Genomic DNA, 18297 nt, shown 5'->3' with positions numbered 1-18297 from the left:
GGTCGGCCGCCCGGCGCGGGACCCCGTGATGGGACCCCCGGCCCGCTACGGGGCGCTCAGACCCAGCGTGTAGGCACCGGAGCCGCTGTACGCGTGGACCACGTACCGGTAGTAGCCGGCGGTGCCGTAGTAGCTGGTGTTCTCGTCGGCGGTCGCCGTGCCGCCCACGGCCACGTCGGTCCAGCCGTACCCGTTCCACTTCTGCAGGTACAGGTCGTAGTCCTGCCCGGCCGGGCCGCGCAGGCAGCCCGTGTGGGTGCCGGACGCCGCCGCGTAGTAGTACGAGCCGTCGGGCTGGATCGCGGTCTGGCCGGACGTCAGGCTGCCCTGGTAGGTGCGCTGGGCGTTGGCGCAGCCGGTGGGCGGGGTCGTCGTGCCGACCGTCAGCTGGTAGGTGACGGTGTGGGTGGCGGAGCCCGTGCCGGTGACGGTGATCGGGTACGTGCCGTTGGCGGTGCCCGCCGCGACCTGGACGGTCATCGTGGAGGAGTTCCCGGAGGTCACCGAGGTGGGGCTGAAGGAGACGGTGACGCCGCTCGGGGCGCCGCTCGCGGAGAGCTGGACGGTCTGCGCGTTGCCGCCGACGGTGCTGGTGTTGACCGTGGAGGTGACGGAGGCGCCCGGCTGGACCGAACCCGAGGACGGGTTCAGGGCGAGCGAGAAGTCCGGGTTGGTGGAGCCGCCGCAGTCGGTCTCACCGGACTGGGCGGGGACGCCGACCGCGTTCCAGGCGGCCTTCACCGCGTTGCACTCGGCGCTGCCGTAGGTGTTCTTGGCGCTGGTCAGGGTCGCCCTGCGGGCGGCCAGGTGGTTCCAGGACGAGGTCTTCATGAGCAGGGCGCCCATGAAGACCTTGCCGGCCTTCTGGATGCCGATGCCGGTCACGGAGGAGGGGCCGCCGGAACATATGGGGCTGTTGGGCTTGCCGCCGCCCGGGTTGGAGCCCTCGGCGAGGAGGTAGAACCAGTGGTTCTGGGGTCCGGCCGCCGCGTGCACCTCGGTGCCCGAGGTCAGCTGGGTGTAGCAGTTGGGGTCGTTGTTGATCAGCGACGGGTTGTACATGTTGCGGATCGGCTGGTTGTTGCCGGTGAAGTTCAGCTTCTCGCCGACCGTGTAGTCCGGGGTGTCGTTGGGGTTGTTGGCGTAGTGCTCGGTGAGCGCGCCGAAGATGTCTCCGGTGGACTCGTTGAGGCCGCCGTTCTCGTTGGAGGAGCCGGCGCTGCCCGGGGTGCGGTCGAAGATCTCGTGGCCGTACTCGTGGGCCACGACGTCGATGCCGGTGAGCTGGTTGGTGCCGTTCCGGTTGCGGCCGTAGGTGGTCTTCGTACCGTCGTAGTACGCGTTGACCTCGCTCAGTCCGGCGCGGGCCGGGACCATGCCGCCCTGTCCGTTCTGGCCGTTGTAGCCGAACCACTCCTTGAGCATGGAGTGTTCCTTCTGCGCCGCGTACATGATGTCGACGCAGGCGGTGACCAGGTCGTTGGCGCCGTTGTTGCCCCAGGGCGGGGTGCCCGTGTAGGCGCTGCCGTTCTGGCCGCCGCACTTGAAGGAGCCGCGGGTGGTGTCGGTCATCGAGCTCGCGGCGGTGTCGATGGTGACGTTGCCGTTGTGGTAGCCGCGGCCGTCGGCGTGCAGGATCTTCTCGGTCGACTGCGCGACGGCCCCGGTGCGGGCGTCGACGTGGGTGTCGAGGGAGCTGGGGGCGCCCTTCGCGGTGCGGCCGACGACCAGGGTGTGCCAGGTCAGGACGGGCTTTCCGGCCTTGAGGAGCACGGTCAGTTCGGGGGTGCTCGCGGACTCGACGGAGGCGAGCTGCTTGCGGGCGGTGGCGAGCGCCGTGCCCGCGGGGACCTTGGCGGTGGTGGTGGCGAGCCTGATCGCGGGGGCCTTGACGCCGGTGACCTCGCGGACCGCGCCCGTGGAGTCGGTGAGGACGACCGCGTCGCCGCCGCCGGCGACCGGGAGGCCCTTGTAGGTGCGCTCGTAGGCGGCGTAGTACAGACCGTTCGCCCAGGGGGTGACGGAGGTGCGGACGAGCTCCTCGTCGGTGCCGTGCCGCAGTTCGTCGAGGCCGCTCTCGGCGGCGGTGTCGGCGGCGGCCAGGGCGAGGGACCTGCCGTGGCCGGGCGGGACGGGCTGGGACTGCGGGCCGGACGGGGCCTGGGGGGCGGCGGTGGCGGGGCCGGCGAGGGCGGTCGCGAGGCTCGCCGAGAGCGCCAGGGCGGCCACGGCCGCCGTGAGTCTGAAGGGGTGCACGGGTGCTCCGTTCGAGGTGGGGGATCCGGGGTGGGGATTCCGGGTCGGTGATCCGGGGTGTGGGATCGGGGCGGGGATCCGGAGTGGGGGTCCGGAGTGCGATCCGGAGTGGGGAAGTCGGATCGTCGCGCCGAGTATGGGCGTGGACACGACCACTCCGGGACATCCCATGCGGCATAAGACGCGGGTTATGGTGCGGCCGCCCGGTGCTGCGTACGCTGCTGAAATGCAGCTGGAGTTGAGGCATCTGGAGGCCGTCTGCCGGATAGCGGAAGCGGGCAGTCTGGGGCGCGCGGCGGTGCGTCTCGGGGTCTCGCAGCCGGCTCTCTCGGCGCAGTTGCGGCGGATCGAGCGGGTCGCGGGCGGGGAGCTGTTCCTGCGCGGCCGCAGCGGTGTGGAGCCCACGCCGCTCGGCGAGTTCGTGCTCGCCAAGGCGCGTCTGGTGCTCGGCGAGATGGACGCGCTGGCGGCCGGGGCGCGGGCCGTCGCGCCGGACGCCCCGCTGCGGCTCGGCTGCATCCTGCTCGTCCTGGTGGACCGGCTGATGGAGCGGCTCGAAGAGGTGCTCGTGGGGCGGGAGATCGCGGTGACCGTGGAGCACTCGGTGACCACGCTGACCCGGCAGCTGGGCGCGGGCCGGTACGACGCCGTGCTGTACGGGGAGGTCAACGACCACGAGGTCCCGCTGCCGGAGGGCGCGACGGCCCGGACGCTGGTCCCCAGGGAGCCGTTCTGCGTGCGTCTTTCGGCGGACCACCCGCTGGCCGCGAAGGAGCGGATCGCGCTCGCGGAGCTGGCGGGCGAGTCCTGGATGACGCTGGTGGAGGACGACGACGGCGGCCCGGAGGCGCTGACGGCGGCCTGTGCGCGGGCCGGGTTCGCCCCGCTGCTCCGGCACCGGGTGGCCGACCGCAAGATGCACTACGACCTGATCGCGGCGGGCCGGGCGATCTCGCTGAGCCAGCCGACGGCGCCGCCGGCCGCCGGGACGGTGCTGCGGCCGCTGGAGGGTGATCCGGTGAACGGGCGGATCCGGCTGGCCTGGAACAGGGCGGCGGTGCCCGCCCGGCACGCGGAGCTGCTGTACCGGGCGGCGGCCGAGGCCTACGTGGCGAACGTGCGGACCAACGCCTTCCACCGGGAGTGGTGGGAGGCCCGGCCGGAGCTGCACCCGGCCCTGGAGGAGGCGCGGGGAGGACCGGGCGCGTCCGACGGGCTACCGGGTCACTCGTAGGAGAGGTCTCCGGCCGAGTAGCGGCAGGTGGTGCCGTCGGGTCCGGCGCCGGTCTTCTTCGGCTCCTTGCCGGTGCTGTTGCCGGTGAACCGGACGCACGGCTCGATCTTCTTCTTGGCGTCGCCGTGGATCCGTACGTTCCGCAGGGCGGCGGTGTCGCCGTAGTTGGCGTTGACGCCGACGATCGACGTGCCGGGGGCGGTGACGTCGACGTCGTTGAGGATGATCGAGCGGGGGTACTGCTTCTTGCAGTTGCCGCAGGAGCGGACGAGCTTGCCGAAGTCGGAGACCTGGAACCTGGTCACGACCAGTTTGCCCGCGCCGTTGAACTGGAAGACCTTGTCGGAGGCGCCCTTGGCTCCGCCGCCGTGGACCGTGTAGACGGACTGCGGCGAGGTGCCCTTGAAGGTGGCGGCGTCCTCGCCGACGTTCTCCCACCAGACGTTCCGGAGGGTGCAACTGCCCAGGCAGTGGACGCCGTCGGCGGCGGGGGTGCCGAGGATCACGTTCTTGAGGACCGCGCCGTCCTTGAGGACGAAGACCGGCTTCTGGCTCTCGTCCTGGCCGTCGGAGCCGAGGGCGCCGGTGCCGTGGAAGCGCTTGAGTCCGCCGTCGTACGTGCCCGAGACCTCGATGGTGGTGGCGACCGGCTCGCTGCCCGTGGCCCGGGGCCAGGCGCCCGTCGCCGCGCCCGCCGGGGCGAGCAGGGTGCTGGTGACGACGGCGGCGCCGGTGAGGCCGAGGGCGCTCAGTCCGCCGATGAGGGCGCGGCGGCGGCCGGTCCTGCGCCGGTGGCCGGTCCCGGACCGGTGGGAGGTCCTGCGCTGGTGGGAGGTCATCGTGCTCCTTCGTCAGTGGGGGAGGTGGTGCACCCCCTGGTCGCCGCCGGACGGAGGAAGGTTGCCGTCGTGCCGCCGGTTTTCCGGAGACGTGTCGTCCCGGTCCTCGTCGGAGGTCTCGCCGCGCAGGTCGCGGGCCATCAGGGTGGCGCCGGCGACGGCTCCGGGCATCAGGAACACGGCGACGAAGGGCACGAGGAAGGCGAGGGTCAGCGGAACTCCGAAGCCCAGGACGGCGGTCCGGCGGCCGCGGAGCAGGCTCAGCCGCTCCTTGAACTCGACGCCCCGGCGCTGGAGGGCGACGGAGGTCAGCTCCTCGGTGAGGAAGAAGCCGGAGACGCAGAAGCCGACGACGGGGACGACGGTCTGGCCGACCACCGGGATGAAGCCGCAGGCGAAGAGCAGGATGCCGTAGAACGCGACCCGCAGCAGGATCCGCAGGCTGTCCCGGGCCGAGATCCACAGCTCGCGCCAGAGCGGGAGCCCGGACTCGGGCACCTCGCCGCCCTCACCGCGGTCGACCGCCTCGGAGAGCGACTCGTAGAAGGGCTGGCCGACGAGGAGGGTGACGGCGGTGAAGGTGATGACGGCGAGGAAGAGCCCGAAGACGAAGACGAGGGCCGTCAGGGTGCCGCGCAGGACGTCGAGCCAGGGCGAGGTCCAGTCGTCGGCGAACGGGGTCGCCCAGGCGGCCAGGTCGTCGGCGCCGTAGCCGAGTCCGACGAGGGCGCCCGCGTAGAGGACGAGGGTCACGAGTCCGGGCAACAGCCCGAATCCGAACCACCGACCGTGCTTGGCCACCCACTTCTGGCCCTTGACCAGGTAACCGAAACCCACCCCGAGATCACGCATGGGGGTCACCCTATCGGGGGCGGTCGGGGGGCTTGGTTGCGGCGAGGACCGCACCCCGGTCGGCCGGGGTGCGGTCCTCGTACGACGGTGCGCGTCCGGGGTCAGACCGCGAGTTCCACCGTGATGTTGCCGCGGGTCGCCTTGGAGTACGGGCAGACCTGGTGGGCCTTCTCGATGAGGCTCTTGGCGGTCTCGGCGTCCACGTTCGGGATGGTCGCCGAGATCTTGACGATGATGCCGAAGCCGTCGTCGTTCTTGCCGATGCCGACCTCGGCGGTGACCGTCGAGCCGGAGACGTCGGCGTTCTCGTTGCGGGCGACGACCCCGAGGGCGCCCTGGAAGCAGGCGCTGTAGCCGGCCGCGAAGAGCTGCTCGGGGTTGGTGCCCTCGCCGGAGCCGCCCATGGCCTTGGGCGGGTTGACGACGACGTCGAGCTTGCCGTCGTCGGTGGCGACGCGTCCGTCACGCCCGTTCTCGGCGGTGGCGACCGCGGTGTAGAGGACGTCGGAGTGCTGGATGGACATGCTGGGTACTTCCTTCTGCGGTTCGCCGCGACTCGCGCCCACGATCGCGACGGCTGGGGGAAGCCTAGCGGGTCACACCGAGACGATCATCTTCCCGGTGTTGTCGCCGCGCAGCAGGCCGAGGAAGGCGTCCACGCCGTTCTCGATGCCTTCGGCGAAGGTCTCGCGGTGCTTCAGCTCGCCGGCGGCGAGCCAGCCGCCGACCTCGCGGACGAACTGCTCCTGGAGGTCGTAGTGGTCGCCGACGAGGACGCCCTGGAGGCGCAGCCGCTTGCCGATGATCAGCGCCATGTTGCGCGGGCCGGGGACCGGCTCGGTGTCGTTGTACTGGGCGATCATGCCGCAGATGGTGGCGCGGCCGTGCACGTTGAGCGAGGAGATCGCGGCTTCGAGGTGGTCCCCGCCGACGTTGTCGAAGTAGACGTCGATGCCGTCCGGGGCGGCCTCGCGGAGCTGGTCCCTGACCGGGCCGTTCTTGTAGTTGAAGGCGGCGTCGAAGCCGAGCTCCTCGACCAGCCACTTGACCTTCTCGTCGGAGCCGGCCGAGCCGATGACCCGGGAGGCGCCCTTGAGCCGGGCCATCTGGCCGACCTGGCTGCCGACGGCGCCGGCCGCGCCGGAGACGAAGACGGCGTCGCCCTCCTTGAAGGAGGCGACCTCGAAGAGGCCGGCGTAGGCCGTGAGGCCGGTCATGCCGAGCACGCCGAGGTAGGCGGAGAGGGGCGCGAGGTCCGGGTCGACCTTGGTCGCGTGCCGGGCGGGCACGTCGGCGTACTCGCGCCAGCCCAGGCCGTGCAGGACGTGGTCGCCGACGGCGAAGCCCTCGGCGTTCGACGCGACGACCTCGCCGACCGCGCCGCCGTCCATGGGGTGGTCGAGCTTGAACGGCGGGATGTACGACTTCACGTCGTTCATCCGGCCGCGCATGTACGGGTCGACGGAGAAGTGCAGGTTGCGCACGAGGATCCGGCCCTCGGCGGGCTCGGTGACCGGGGTCTCGCGCAGGGCGAAGTCCGCGGGGACGGGCCAGCCGTGCGGACGGGCGACGAGGTGCCACTCGCGGCTGGACGCGGGAAGAGCGGACATGGGCACGGCCTCCAGAAAAGCTTCAGATCAACAAAGGTTCACTGCCTGAAACAACCATGCGCCTTGATATTTCATGTTGTCAAGTATCCGGGTAGGATGGACCCCATGGCCACCTCACGCACGGACCCCCTGACCCTCGAAGTCGTCGAGCTGATCGGCACGGTCGTGGCGCGCTACTACGAGGAGTACGAGCAGGCGGCCGCGCAGCACGCGCTGACCGGTGCCCAGGCCCGGGTCCTCGGCCTGCTCTCGCTCGAACCGCTGCCGATGCGCCGCATCGCCCAGAAGCTGAAGTGCGAGCCGTCCAACATCACCGGGATAGTCGACCGCCTGGAGGCGCGCGGCCTCGTGGAGCGGCGGCCCGCCCCGGACGACCGGCGGGTCAAGCTGGCCGTGCCCACGGAGGAGGGCCGGGCCGTCGCCCGCAGGCTGCGCGAGTCGCTCGACTTCGCGCGCGAGCCGCTCGGCGAGCTGACCGAGGTCGAGCGGGCCCTGCTTCGGGACCTGCTGAAGCGGATGCTGGGCGTGGACCCGGCGTAAGGCGCGGGCCGGGGCTCTGCGGCCGCCCCCGTTCCTGGACTCCTCGTTCCCGCACTTCCTGCGCTTCCTACACGCACCACCAGAGGAAGCGGGTGCAGGTGGGGGTCGGTTCCGGGGACGGGGTGGCGCTCGGCGTCGGGGTGGTGGCCGGGGCCGTGGGCCTTCCGGGCTTTCCGGGGTCCCCGGACCCTCCCGGCTCGGAGGGCGTCGGGTCGCCCTCGGAGGGGGTCGCGTCGGGCGAGCCGGAAGGAGGGGCCGGCTCCGTGGCGTCCGGCGATCGCGGCGGGGTGCCGCCGTCGCCCTGACCGGTGGCCGGGCCGGGGCCGGAGCCGGATCCACCGGAGCCGTAGCCGGGCGCGGCACCGGAGCCGGTGCCCGTTCCCTTGCCCGTCCCCCGTCCCGTACCGACGCCCGCGCTCGATCCCGTACCGGCCCCGGCGGTGGAGTCCGCGCCGACCTGACGGGGGCGGGTGGAGGCGGCGTCCGGCGCGTCCGTCACCGGGGCCGGGCCGGAGCCGTCCGGCATTCCGGTGCTCTCGACGGGGTCGGGCGGCAGCGGGGTCTCGGTGACCTCCAACTCCTGGACGGCCGTGGCGACGCCGCCCGGCGGCGCCGGCTCCAGGGCCAGCTTCGCCAGGCTCAGGGTGCCGGCCGCGAGCACCAGTCCGGCCGTCGCCAGCAGGACCGTACGGCCCCGGCGCGTCCGTGACCGCCTCCCCCGGCGCGCGGAACGGCCCCGCGCGGCGGCGCGGGCGGCGCGGCGGCCTCCGGCGGGCGGGCGGGGCGGCTCGACGACGTCCAGTTCGTAGACGTGCTCGGGCGCGGCGGCCGGGGTCGGCCGGGGAGCGGCGGCGCGGGGGGTCTCGTACCGCAGCTCCTCCACGGGGGTCCCGCACCCGGCGCAGGCGAGGGCCCCGTTGAGATGCCGCCGGCACGCGTGGCAGTAGTCCATGGGGCCCGCAGGCTATGCGGCCCGGCACGCCGTCAGATAGCCGCGAACGTGAGGATCCTGTGAGGAAACCGCAGGTCGACGGCGGTGCGTCGCGATTCTCCCGCTTCGGGAAGGATCGCCTCCGGATCCCTGACGGATGCCTGACTGGTCTCTGACTGGGCTTTGGCGGATCCCCGCCGGATCTCTTCGGACCCTCCGGAGCCGGACGGCTGCGGACGGTTCCGGAAGGGTCGGCCGCGGACGGTGTCGGGGGGCGGCCGCGGACGGTTTCGGAAAGGCGGCTGCGGACGGTTCCGGAAGGGTCCGCCCACCGTGGGGGCGTCCCCACCCCCCTCCCGGCGCAGCCCAGCGCGCGCCCGGGGCCGGACGGTCGGACGATGCGAAGAGGACCGCGCACCACCTCGCACGTGCCGGCACCGCACTCCGGAGGATCCGCCATGACCGTCAGCCTCGAGCAGCTGCGCCGCTGCCATGTCGCCGTCGACCTGGGTGCCTCCCGCACCCGGGTCTTCGTCAAGGGGGCCGGACTCGTCGTCGACGAGCCGAGCGTCGCCGCCGTCAACGTCCGCACCGGCGCGCTGATCGCCGTGGGCGAGCTCGCCGAGAAGATGACCGGCCGCACCCCCGACTACATCCGGGTCGTGCGCCCGGTCTCGGGCGGCACGGTCGTCGACATCGAGATGGCGCAGCGGATGCTCCGTCACCTCCTGGGCGAGAAGCTGCGCCGGCAGCTGCGCCGCAAGCCCCGGCTGCGCGCCGCCGCGTGCACCCCGCACGGCAGCGACCCGCTGGCGCAGCGCGCCACCGTGGAGACCCTGGTGGGGCTCGGGGCGCGCCGGGTGGAGCTGGTCGACACCCTGATCGCGGCGGCCGTGGGCTGCGGGCTGCCCGTCGAGCAGCCGACCGCGACCATGATCATGGTCTGTGGGGCGGCGACCACGCAGGTCGCGGTGCTCTCGCTGGGCGCGATCGTCACGGCGGAGCGGATGCCGATCGGCGGTGACGCCATCGACCACGCGATCATCCAGCACCTGCGCCACCACCACGAGCTGATGCTGCCGAGCCAGTCGGTGCGGCCGCTGCAACTGGCCCTCAGGGGCAACGGCCTGACGCCCCAGGGCCCGGCCTGGACCGAGATCCACGGGCGGGACGTCGCCACGGGCCTGGCCCGTTCGGTGACCGTCGACACCGCCGCCGTGCGGGAGGCCATCCACACCCCGCTGACGGCGGTCCTCGACGGCATCGGGAAGGTGCTGCGGGACTGCCCGCCGGACCTGGTGGCCGACCTCGCGGACCGGGGGATCATGATGGTCGGCGGCTCCGCCCTGCTGCCGGGCCTCGACCAGATGCTGCGCGAGGCGACCGGGATGCCGGTGCACATCGCCGAACGGCCCGACGTGTGCGCGGTCCTGGGCCTCGGCGCGATGCTGGAGGGCAAGGTCGAGCCGATGGTCCTGGACCCGCTGTCGGTGCGGGACCCCTTCGCCGACGACGACGACGAGGAGGAGTGACCCTCCGGCGTACCCGAAACGCCGAAAAGGCCCCATTCATACGACAATGGGGCCATGACGCTCATGGATGAGGACAGGGACGAGGGTTCCTCCGGAGGCCCGGACGCGGACCCGCCCCGTCTTCCCCTGCTGCTCGAAGCGGTCCTCGGCGTCGGTACGGACCTCGAACTGCGCGCCACGCTCCAGCACGTCGTGGACTCCGCCACCGAGCTGATCGGCGCCCGCTACGGCGCGCTCGGGGTCGTCGACCCCGAGCGCCGGCGGCTCACCGAACTCTTCACCGCCGGCCTGACGGAGGAGGAGCGGCGGCGCGTCGGCCGCCTCCCCGACGGCTTCACCGGACTGACCGGCCTCCTCGTCGAGGACCCCCGGCCGCTGCGGATCGACGACCTGACGGCCGATCCGCGCTCCTCCGGCGTGCCCGAGGGGCACCCGGAGATGCACAGCTTCCTGGGCGTCCCGATCCGGGTCCACACCGAGGTCTTCGGCAACCTCTACCTCACCGAGAAGCGCGCGGGCCGCTTCACCGAGGAGGACCTCGCCCTGCTCCGGGTCCTCGCCTCGCAGGCCGGGATCGCCATCGGCAACGCCCGTCTGTACGAGACGGCCCGGCAGCGGGAACGCTGGATCGAGGGCGCGGCCGCGGTGACCACGGCCCTGCTCACCGGCGCGTCCGCCGAGAACGCCCTGACGACCGTCGCCGAGCGGGCCCGCGTCCTGGCCGGCGCCTCGGCCGGGGTGGTCCTCCAGCCCACCGCCGAGGGCGGGATGGAGATCGTCGCCGCCTCGACCCCGGACGACCCGGGGGACCTGATCGGGACGACGATCGCGCCCGGCTCCCCCGTCCTCGTCCAGCTCCTGGGCGGGGAGCCCGTCTTCGTCGAGGACTCGGCGACCGACCCTCGGATGACCACCCACGTCCGGTCCCGTTTCGGCCCGTCGATGATGCTGCCGCTGCGGAGCGGCGGGAAGCTCATCGGCACCCTCGCCCTCCCCCGGCGGCGCGGCGACCCGCCGTACTCGGCGGTGGACCGGCTGCTCGCCTCGCAGTTCGCCTCCCAGGCGGCGCTCGCGCTCGTCCTCGCGGACGCGCGCCACGACCGGGAGCGGCTCGCGGTGTACGAGGACCGGGACCGGATCGCCCGTGACCTGCACGACCTGGTCGTCCAGCGCCTGTTCGCCACGGAGATGATGCTGGAGTCGACCCGGCGGCGGGCGGCGGCCTCCTCCACGGATCCGGCTGCGGACCCGTCCCCGGGCTCCCCCGAAGACCCTTCCTCGGAACCCTCCGAGGAGAGCGTGCTGCTGGGCCGGGCGGTGGACGAGCTGGACTCCACGATCCAGGAGGTCCGCACGGCCATCTTCGCGCTCCAGCAGCCGCCGGCGGACGCGCCGACGACCTTCCGGGGGCGGGTGCTGCGCGAGACCGGCGGGGCGGCGGCCCTGCTCGGATTCCAGCCGTCCGTGCACTTCTCCGGCGCGGTCGACGCCCTCGTCGACGAGGAGACGGAGGGAAGGCTGCTCGGCGTCCTGCGCGGGGCGCTCGCGGCGGCGCACCGGCGGTCCGGGATCGGGGCGATCACCGTCCGGGTGACGGCCGGGGACGGGGGCGTCCGGCTGCGGATCGAGGACGACGGGACCCCGCCGACCGTGGTGACCTGGCCGTGAGGCGCGTACGGGGGCTTCCCCGTACGGAGCAGTCCGGCGCGCCGTGTCCCCGGCCGGGATCTTGACTGGAGGCGTGGACACCGAGACCAAGCCCCCGACCGCGGCGGCCTACCGCAACCTGGTGATGGCCACCATCGGCTTCACGCTCACCTTCTGGGCGTGGAACCTGATCGCACCGCTCGCGAGCTGGTACGGCGACCGGCTCGGCCTCAGCTCCTTCCAGCAGTCGCTGCTCGTCGCGGTGCCCGTCCTGGTCGGCTCGCTCGGCCGCGTCCCGGCCGGCGCGCTGACGGACCGGTACGGGGCGAAGACGATGTTCCCGCTGTTCGCGGCGCTGACGATCGTCCCCGTGCTGCTCCTGACCGTGGTCAAGGACAGCTACGGCCTGATGCTGGTCGTCGGTTTCCTCCTGGGCCTGGGCGGCACCACGTTCGCGATCGGCATCCCGCTGGTCAACTCCTGGTTCCCGCCCGCCAAGCGCGGTCTGGCGCTCGGGGTGTTCGGCATGGGCATGGGCGGCGTGGCGCTCTCCGGCTACTTCACGCCCCGGATCGCGAAGCACGGCGAGAACCTGCCGTTCCTCGTGGTGGCGATCGCGCTCGCCGTGTACGCGGTGCTCGCCTTCTTCCTCATCACCGACCGGCCCGACCGGCCCGTGCCCACCGCCTCGCTCGCGACCCGGCTGGGCTCGGCGGCGCGGCTGCGGGTGACGTGGGAGCTGTCGGCGCTGTACGCGATCGGCTTCGGCGGCATCGTCGCGTTCGGCGTGTACCTGCCGACGTACCTGAAGACCTGGTACGAGCTGGACCCGACGGACGCGGGCACCAAGGCGGCCGGTTTCGCCCTGGTCACCGTCATCTTCCGGCCGATCGGCGGCTGGCTCTCGGACCGGTTCCACCCGGCGCTCGTGACGGCCGCCGCGCTCGGCACGGCCGCCCTGTTCGCGATCGTCCAGGCCTTCGACCCGCCGCTGAACCCGGGCGGCACGATCGCCCTCCTGGTGATGGCGGCCGGGCTCGGCACGTCGAGCGGCTCGGTCTTCGCGCTGGTCTCCCAGGTCACCCCGCAGGCCAAGGTCGGCAGCGTGACCGGCATCGTCGGCGCGATGGGCGGCCTGGGCGGCTTCCTGCCGCCGCTGGTGATGGGCGCGATCTACAGCGCCAAGGACTCGTACTCGATCGGGTTCATGCTCCTCTCCGACCTGGCGCTCGCGGGCTGTGTGTACGCGTACGGGCGGATGCGCGGGATCCGGCCGGGCGGCGAGGAGCCGGAGCCCGAGCCGGCGAGGACGACGGCGGGCCGCTCCTGAGAGGCCGACCACCGGCCGCCCCTGAGGCGCTCCCGGCGGGCCGCTCTTGAGGAGCCGCCGGCCCCCGGCCGCCGGCCGTCCCTGAGGGGGCGTCGGGGAAACCTCTGAGACGGCGTCGGGGAAACCTCGGGGGAAGGTCGGGGCAAGCGCCCGGGAAAGCCTTCGGCGGGCGGGCAGAATTCCTCCGGTGACTCTGGCGAGACCCCTCGCCCCCGACCCGAGGAGGACGACCGGTGAGCGCACTCTTTCCCGCCGTCGCTGCCCGTTCCGACCGGCCCGCGCTGCGCTGCGGCGCGGACGCGCTGACGTACGGGGAGCTGGCGCGGACCGCCGGCGCCCTGGCCGCCCGGCTCGACGGCCTGGAGCGGGTCGCGGTCTGGGCGACGCCGGACGCGCGCACGGCGGTCGCGGTGGTCGCCGCCCTCCTCGCGGGCGTCCCCGCCGTGCCGCTCAATCCGCGCACGGGCGAGCGGGAGCTGGCGCACATCCTCGGGGACAGCGCGCCCGGCGCGGTGCTCGCGGGCCCGGGGGACGCGCTGCCGGCGGGGCTCGCGGCGCTCCCCCGGATCGACGTGGGGCTCGACGCCCCGGACGCCCTCCCGGAGGGCGGGGAGAGAGAGGCCGATCCCGAGTCCCCCGCCCTGATCGTCTACACCTCCGGGACCACGGGGCCGCCGAAGGGCGTCCTGCTCTCCCGCCGGGCGGTCGCCGCCTCGCTGGACGCGCTCGCCGAGGCCTGGGCGTGGACGTCCGACGACGTCCTCGTGCACGCGCTGCCGCTGTTCCACGTGCACGGGCTCGTCCTGGGGATCCTGGGCCCGCTGCGGCGGGGCGGCGAGGTCCGGCACCTGGGCGCGTTCTCGGTGGAGGGCGTGGCGCGGGAGCTGGGCGCCGGGGGCGGCACGGTGTTGTTCGGCGTGCCGACCATGTACCACCGGCTCGCGGACGCGCTCTCCGGGGACGAGGGGCTGGTCCGGGCGCTGGCCGGGGCGCGGCTGCTCGTCTCGGGCTCGGCGGCGCTGCCGGTCCACGACCACGAGCGGATCGCGGCGGCGACGGGCCGGACGGTCGTGGAGCGGTACGGGATGACCGAGACCCTGATGAACACCAGCGTGCGGCCGGGCGGGGAGCCCCGGCCGGGGACGGTGGGCACCCCGCTGCCGGGCGTGGACCTGCGGCTCGTGGACGAGGACGGCTCGGTGCTCGGCGCGCGGGACGGGGAGACGGTCGGGGAGGTGCAGGTGCGCGGTCCGAACCTGTTCTCCGGCTATCTGAACCGGCCGGAGGCGACGGCGGCGGCCTTCGACGGGGACTGGTTCCGCACCGGCGACATGGCGGTGCGGGAGGCCGACGGGACGGTGCGTCTGGTGGGGCGCCGGGCGACCGACCTGATCAAGAGCGGCGGCTACAAGATCGGGGCGGGCGAGATCGAGAACGCGCTCCTGGACCACCCGGGGGTGCGGGAGGCGGCCGTCACCGGCGAGCCCGATCCGGACCTGGGCGAGCGGATCGTGGCCTGGGTGGTGCCCGCGGACGCTTCGGCGCCCCCGGCGGGGGCCGAGCTCGCGGACCACGTGGCCGGGCTGCTCGCCCCGCACAAGCGGCCCCGGACGGTGCGCTATCTGGAGGCGCTTCCCCGCAACGACATGGGGAAGATCCTGAAGAAGGCGCTGTCCGAGGCGGGGTCGGGGTGAGCGGAGGAGGGCCGGGCCCCCGCGCGGGGGCCCGGCCCGGTGTTCCGTCCGGTGTTGCGTCCGGGTGCCTACTTCACGCCCACCGCCCGGATCAGCTCCTGCGTGACCGAGCCGCCCCGGTCGTCGCTCGCGCCGGCCCGCAGCGAGACGGAGCCGGCGCCGCGCGGGATCCGCAGCTCACCGGTCCAGGAGGCGGTGCGCCGGTCCTTCTTGAGGGCGACCTTCTGCCAGGTCTTCCCCTCGTCGTAGGAGGCCTCCAGGGTGCCGGTGCGGAGGGTGCCGGTGCCGGTCGCGCCCTTCACGTACTCGGCGAAGATCCCGACGGGCAGCCGCGTCCCGGCGCGGACGTCGCCGTTCAGGTCGGTGTCCAGGTCGAAGCCGAGGTTGAGCATCGGCAGGTAGGTGACCCGGTCGGACGGGGTCTCGGCGGAGCGGAAGGTCCACTCGCTGCGGCCCTCGGTGCCGAGCCGCCAGCGGTCCCGGTCGAGTGCCGTCTCGGTGACGACCCTGTACTCCGCCTCGCGGGCCGGGGCGTCCCAGGCGTAGGCGCCGGAGCTCATCTTGCGGTCGACGCGGACGCCGTCGACGTACACCTCGGTGTACTGGGTCATCGAGTCGTCGTTCCACACGTTGCCGAAGCCGGTGTGGTCGGTGCCGGAGTCGCCCCAGCCGGGGGTGTTGAACCGCAGGTCGTTGCCGGTGCGCTGCTGGCCCCAGCCGAGGCCGGTGCCCAGCCACGGGTGCCAGACGGGGCCGAACCAGTCGAGGTCGACGCGGCTGCCGCCCTCGTACACGGACCGGCCGCCGCGCTGCTCCAGGGAGTCGCCGAGGTCGACGGACTCGTGCCAGTACTGGCCGGTGCCGGTGGAGACGTACTCGGTGCGCTGGGCCGGGAAGGCGACGTACTCCTTGAAGCCGAAGCCGATCGGGAAGGTGTCGGTGATCGAGTACCGGAACTCGCCGCCCAGTTCCTCGCGCTTGGTCGGCGCGTGGAAGGTGGCGGAGATCGTGGCCAGGTCCTCGCGGCCGGGCCGGAGGACGAGGTCCTTGCCGATGGCGCCGGGGTGCCCTTCGGAGAGGTCGTAGGTGTACGGGGTGAAGCGGGTGCCGGTGAGGTCGACGCGCTTGCCGCGGGCGGCGGCGGTGGCGAGCTTCTTGGCGTCGGCCGTGTTCACGGTGGCGACGGCGAGCGGGCGGTCCTGGTAGTCGGCGGTGCCGAACCACTTCATCAGGCGGCCGGGAGCGCTGTCGGTGACGAACAGGGCCCTGGCGCCCGCGTCCTGGGCGGTCTGGGCGAGCCGGACGGGGTCGGCGCCGCCGGTGAGGCGGACGAGGACGGCCTTGCCGGTGACGTTCCTGCCGGTGTACGCGCCGGGGCTGCCGTCGCCCGCGTCGACGAGGCCGAGACGGTGGCCGCCTTCGAGGAGGGTGGCGCCGGCCTGCGGGGTGGCGCCGGAGAGGCGGGCGCCGTCGACGGAGGCCTCCAGGAGCGGCTTGCCGAGGCGCCAGACGGTCCGGTACTCGAAGGTGCCGGTGGCGGGCTTCCGGGTGGGCGCGGCGAAGATCGAGTCGTAGGTCGCGGGGACCTGGACGGCTCCGCCGTAGGAGGCGCCGTTCGCCTTCCGGTCGAACTCCATGAGGAGCTGGCGGGTCTCGGTCCGCTTGTCGACCTCGGCGCGGATCTCGCGCAGCCGCCGTCCGTCGAGGGTGATCTCGCGGTCCCGGTCGAGGACGATCTCGGGCGCGGTGAGGAAGCCGAGGCCGAGGGAGTCGGGGCCGTGGGAGCCGCGCACGTCGAGGAAGGTGTCGACGGTGTACGTGCCGGGCTTCAGGCGGAGTTCGAGGGTGCCGGACTCGCCGACGGCGGCCGGGAACGGGTCGACGTCCGGGGCGAGCCGCTGCACGCCGAGGGAGGCGGGGGCGGGGGCGCCGTCGCGGTCCTTGACGTGGACGGTGAGGGTGTGGCGCTCCTCCTCCTTGACCAGGCCGAGGGCGGTGCGGGCGACGGGCGCGCCGCCCGCGGTGGCGGTGATCCGGCCGGAGGACTGCCCGACGGGGGCCTTGGTGCCGTCACCGGTGACGGTGGTGGAGGCGGTGCCGCGGGCGGGGACGGTGAGGGTGGTGTCGGCGAGGGCGGCGACCCCGGCGGGCATCCCTTCGACGGCGAGGCTCAACTCGACGGGGACGTCGGAGGAGTTGGTGTAGGTGACGGTCTTCGTGACCGGCTCGTTCTCCTCGTACGGCCAGGAGGTGAAGCCGAGGTCGGCGGAGCCGGTGGCGGTGACGCCCGCGGAGATCGCGGCGGGCACGTCGACCCGGCCGGCGCCGAGCGCGTAGGCGGTGGCGTCGAGCGGCTTCGCGGAGGACATCAGGGCGTCCTTGAGGCGGGCGCCGGTCCAGTCGGGGTGCCGTTCGGCGAGGAGCGCGGCGACGCCGGCGACGTGCGGGGTCGCCATGGAGGTGCCGTTCATCGAGGTGTAGAGGCCGCTGCCGGAGGTGAGCTGGGAGCGGGCGGCGAGGATGCCGACGCCGGGGGCCGACAGGTCGGGCTTGAGGGCCTGGTCGCCGTGGCGGGGGCCCTGGCTGGTGAAGTACGCGGCGCGGTCGTCGGAGTCGACGGCGCCGACGGTGAGCGCGGAGTCGGCGGCGCCGGGCGAGCCGATGGAGCCGGGGGCGCCGGAGTTGCCGGCGGCGATGACGAAGAGGGCGCCGGTCTCGGCGGAGAGGGCGTCGACGGCCCGGGCCATCGGGTCGGTGCCGTCGCTGGGTTCGCGGGAGCCGAGGCTCATCGAGACGATCTTGGCGTCGACGTCCTTGGCGGCCCACTCCATGCCGGCGATGATCTGCGACTCGGTGCCGGAGCCCTCGTCGCTGAGGACCTTGCCGACGGCGAGGACGGCGCCGGGGGCGACGCCCTTCTCCTTGCCGTCGGAGCCGGCGCCGCTGCCGCCGACGGTGGAGGCGACGTGGGTGCCGTGGCCGTTGCGGTCGGCGACCTCCTCGCCCTCGATGAAGGACTTGGACTCGGAGACCCGGCCCGCGAGGTCGGGGTGGGCGAGGTCGGCGCCGGTGTCGAGGACGGCGACCTTGACGCCCTTGCCGGTGAGCCCGGCCTCCCAGGCCTTCGGGGTGCCGATCTGGGCGTTGGAGTCGGCCATGGCGGCCCGCACCCGGCCGTCGAGCCAGACCTTGGCGGGGGCGGCGGTGCTCCGGGCGGCCGGGGCGGTGAAGGCCTGCCAGAAGGCGGCGGGGGCGGTGGCCGTGACGGCGGCGCCGCCGATGCTGGGCAGGGGGCGGACGGTCTCGGCGCCGCGCGGGGCGGCGGCCGGGCTCCGGGTGCTCCTGCCGCCGTACGTGACGATCAGGGGGAGCGCGTCGGTGACGCCCTGCTCGACGAGGCCGGTGACGTCGAAGAGGCGCGGGTCGAGCGCGCCGGAGGCGAGGTGGGGGCGGGCCTCGTCGGGGATCACGGTGATCCGGCCGTTGGAGGTCCGGGTGCGTATCGCCCCGGTGGCGCCCTTCGCCCGGTCGACGGTGACGGTCCGCCGCCCGTCGCCGAGCGCGGTGAGGGTGACGCGGTCGCCGGTGACGAGGGTGACGGTGCTGCTCGTCGTGGACGCCCCGGAGGCGTCCGCCGGGGCGGAGGCGGCCCCGGCGGGGGTACCGGCGGCGGTGTTCCCGGCGGCGGCGGTCTGCCCGGCCGAGAGCATCACGAGGGAGACGCCCGCGGCGAGCAGCCCGGCCCTTCCTCTGGCGATGGGTGTGGACATCGGCGGAGTACTCCTCGCGGCCCCGGGGTCGGGGGTGTTTCCGGGTGCCGCGAGGAGTCTTG

13 protein-coding genes are annotated in these 18297 nt (G+C 73.7%); 6 read left to right on the top strand and 7 right to left on the bottom strand.

Annotated features, from left to right (window positions below; translation table 11 throughout):
- Positions 1-45: 45 nt before the first annotated feature.
- Positions 46-2256, bottom strand: coding sequence for a M4 family metallopeptidase (locus ACIQVI_RS09815; RefSeq protein ID WP_403593350.1), 2211 nt, complete (start codon positions 2254-2256; stop codon positions 46-48).
- A gap of 226 nt (positions 2257-2482) precedes the next feature.
- Here ACIQVI_RS09815 and ACIQVI_RS09810 point away from each other — a divergent pair, with 226 nt between their 5' ends.
- Positions 2483-3490 carry a LysR family transcriptional regulator gene (locus tag ACIQVI_RS09810; protein ID WP_403593346.1) on the top strand — a complete coding sequence of 336 codons (1008 nt, stop codon included), beginning with the start codon at positions 2483-2485 and terminating at the stop codon, positions 3488-3490.
- On the opposite strand, the gene ACIQVI_RS09805 is transcribed toward ACIQVI_RS09810, so the two are convergent.
- From ACIQVI_RS09805 to ACIQVI_RS09790, 4 genes are all read right to left on the bottom strand, one after another.
- Positions 3481-4329, bottom strand: a complete 849-nt coding sequence (locus tag ACIQVI_RS09805) for a pectate lyase (RefSeq protein ID WP_403593343.1) — start codon at positions 4327-4329, stop codon at positions 3481-3483. The two genes, ACIQVI_RS09810 and ACIQVI_RS09805, sit on opposite strands and share 10 nt — an antisense overlap.
- Positions 4330-4341: 12 nt before the next feature.
- Entirely contained in the window at positions 4342-5181 is an 840-nt protein-coding gene (locus tag ACIQVI_RS09800) for an EI24 domain-containing protein (RefSeq protein ID WP_403593340.1), read from the bottom strand.
- 101 nt (positions 5182-5282) lie between these two features.
- Positions 5283-5705, bottom strand: coding sequence for an organic hydroperoxide resistance protein (locus ACIQVI_RS09795; RefSeq protein ID WP_125665179.1), 423 nt, complete (start codon positions 5703-5705; stop codon positions 5283-5285).
- 72 nt (positions 5706-5777) lie between these two features.
- On the bottom strand, positions 5778-6791 hold the full coding sequence (locus ACIQVI_RS09790) for an NADP-dependent oxidoreductase (RefSeq protein WP_351972451.1): 1014 nt from the start codon (positions 6789-6791) through the stop codon (positions 5778-5780).
- Positions 6792-6896: 105 nt separating this feature from the next.
- Here ACIQVI_RS09790 and ACIQVI_RS09785 point away from each other — a divergent pair, with 105 nt between their 5' ends.
- Positions 6897-7331, top strand: coding sequence for a MarR family transcriptional regulator (locus tag ACIQVI_RS09785; RefSeq protein ID WP_351972452.1), 435 nt, complete (start codon positions 6897-6899; stop codon positions 7329-7331).
- Between the two features lie 67 nt (positions 7332-7398).
- Here the strand turns inward: ACIQVI_RS09785 and ACIQVI_RS09780 are convergent, their stop codons facing one another.
- On the bottom strand, positions 7399-8283 hold the full coding sequence (locus ACIQVI_RS09780; RefSeq protein WP_403593335.1) for a hypothetical protein: 885 nt from the start codon (positions 8281-8283) through the stop codon (positions 7399-7401).
- A gap of 437 nt (positions 8284-8720) precedes the next feature.
- On the opposite strand from ACIQVI_RS09780, the gene ACIQVI_RS09775 reads away from it, so the two are divergent.
- The 4 genes from ACIQVI_RS09775 (at position 8721) to ACIQVI_RS09760 (ending at position 14465) form a co-directional block, all read left to right on the top strand.
- Positions 8721-9794 (top strand): rod shape-determining protein, encoded by a 1074-nt coding sequence (locus ACIQVI_RS09775; RefSeq protein WP_351972454.1) that lies wholly within the window; start codon positions 8721-8723, stop codon positions 9792-9794.
- 54 nt (positions 9795-9848) lie between these two features.
- Positions 9849-11462, top strand: coding sequence for a GAF domain-containing protein (locus ACIQVI_RS09770; protein ID WP_403593332.1), 1614 nt, complete (start codon positions 9849-9851; stop codon positions 11460-11462).
- Between the two features lie 124 nt (positions 11463-11586).
- Positions 11587-12771 carry a NarK/NasA family nitrate transporter gene (locus ACIQVI_RS09765; protein ID WP_351972457.1) on the top strand — a complete coding sequence of 395 codons (1185 nt, stop codon included), beginning with the start codon at positions 11587-11589 and terminating at the stop codon, positions 12769-12771.
- Between the two features lie 233 nt (positions 12772-13004).
- Positions 13005-14465: an acyl-CoA synthetase gene (locus tag ACIQVI_RS09760; RefSeq protein WP_403593329.1), complete on the top strand. Its 1461-nt coding sequence runs from the start codon at positions 13005-13007 to the stop codon at positions 14463-14465.
- Positions 14466-14533: 68 nt separating this feature from the next.
- On the opposite strand, the gene ACIQVI_RS09755 is transcribed toward ACIQVI_RS09760, so the two are convergent.
- Positions 14534-18235, bottom strand: a complete 3702-nt coding sequence (locus ACIQVI_RS09755) for a S8 family serine peptidase (protein WP_403593326.1) — start codon at positions 18233-18235, stop codon at positions 14534-14536.
- Positions 18236-18297 lie beyond the last annotated feature (62 nt).

It is taken from the genome of Streptomyces sp. NPDC098101 (genome assembly GCF_044760185.1).
GTDB lineage: Bacteria > Actinomycetota > Actinomycetes > Streptomycetales > Streptomycetaceae > Streptomyces.
This window is presented reverse-complemented; position numbering and strand designations above follow the sequence as displayed.

What these genes read in the sequence shown, in the direction of transcription:
- ACIQVI_RS09810 (WP_403593346.1), top strand. Translation starts at nt 2,483, where the DNA reads ATGCAGCTGGAGTTGAGGCATCTGGAGGCCGTCTGCCGGATAGCGGAA.
- ACIQVI_RS09805 (WP_403593343.1), bottom strand. Translation starts at nt 4,329, where the DNA reads ATGACCTCCCACCAGCGCAGGACCTCCCACCGGTCCGGGACCGGCCAC.
- ACIQVI_RS09800 (WP_403593340.1), bottom strand. Translation starts at nt 5,181, where the DNA reads ATGCGTGATCTCGGGGTGGGTTTCGGTTACCTGGTCAAGGGCCAGAAG.
- ACIQVI_RS09795 (WP_125665179.1), bottom strand. Translation starts at nt 5,705, where the DNA reads ATGTCCATCCAGCACTCCGACGTCCTCTACACCGCGGTCGCCACCGCC.
- ACIQVI_RS09790 (WP_351972451.1), bottom strand. Translation starts at nt 6,791, where the DNA reads ATGTCCGCTCTTCCCGCGTCCAGCCGCGAGTGGCACCTCGTCGCCCGT.
- ACIQVI_RS09785 (WP_351972452.1), top strand. Translation starts at nt 6,897, where the DNA reads ATGGCCACCTCACGCACGGACCCCCTGACCCTCGAAGTCGTCGAGCTG.
- ACIQVI_RS09780 (WP_403593335.1), bottom strand. Translation starts at nt 8,283, where the DNA reads ATGGACTACTGCCACGCGTGCCGGCGGCATCTCAACGGGGCCCTCGCC.
- ACIQVI_RS09775 (WP_351972454.1), top strand. Translation starts at nt 8,721, where the DNA reads ATGACCGTCAGCCTCGAGCAGCTGCGCCGCTGCCATGTCGCCGTCGAC.
- ACIQVI_RS09770 (WP_403593332.1), top strand. Translation starts at nt 9,849, where the DNA reads ATGACGCTCATGGATGAGGACAGGGACGAGGGTTCCTCCGGAGGCCCG.
- ACIQVI_RS09765 (WP_351972457.1), top strand. Translation starts at nt 11,587, where the DNA reads ATGGCCACCATCGGCTTCACGCTCACCTTCTGGGCGTGGAACCTGATC.
- ACIQVI_RS09755 (WP_403593326.1), bottom strand. Translation starts at nt 18,235, where the DNA reads ATGTCCACACCCATCGCCAGAGGAAGGGCCGGGCTGCTCGCCGCGGGC.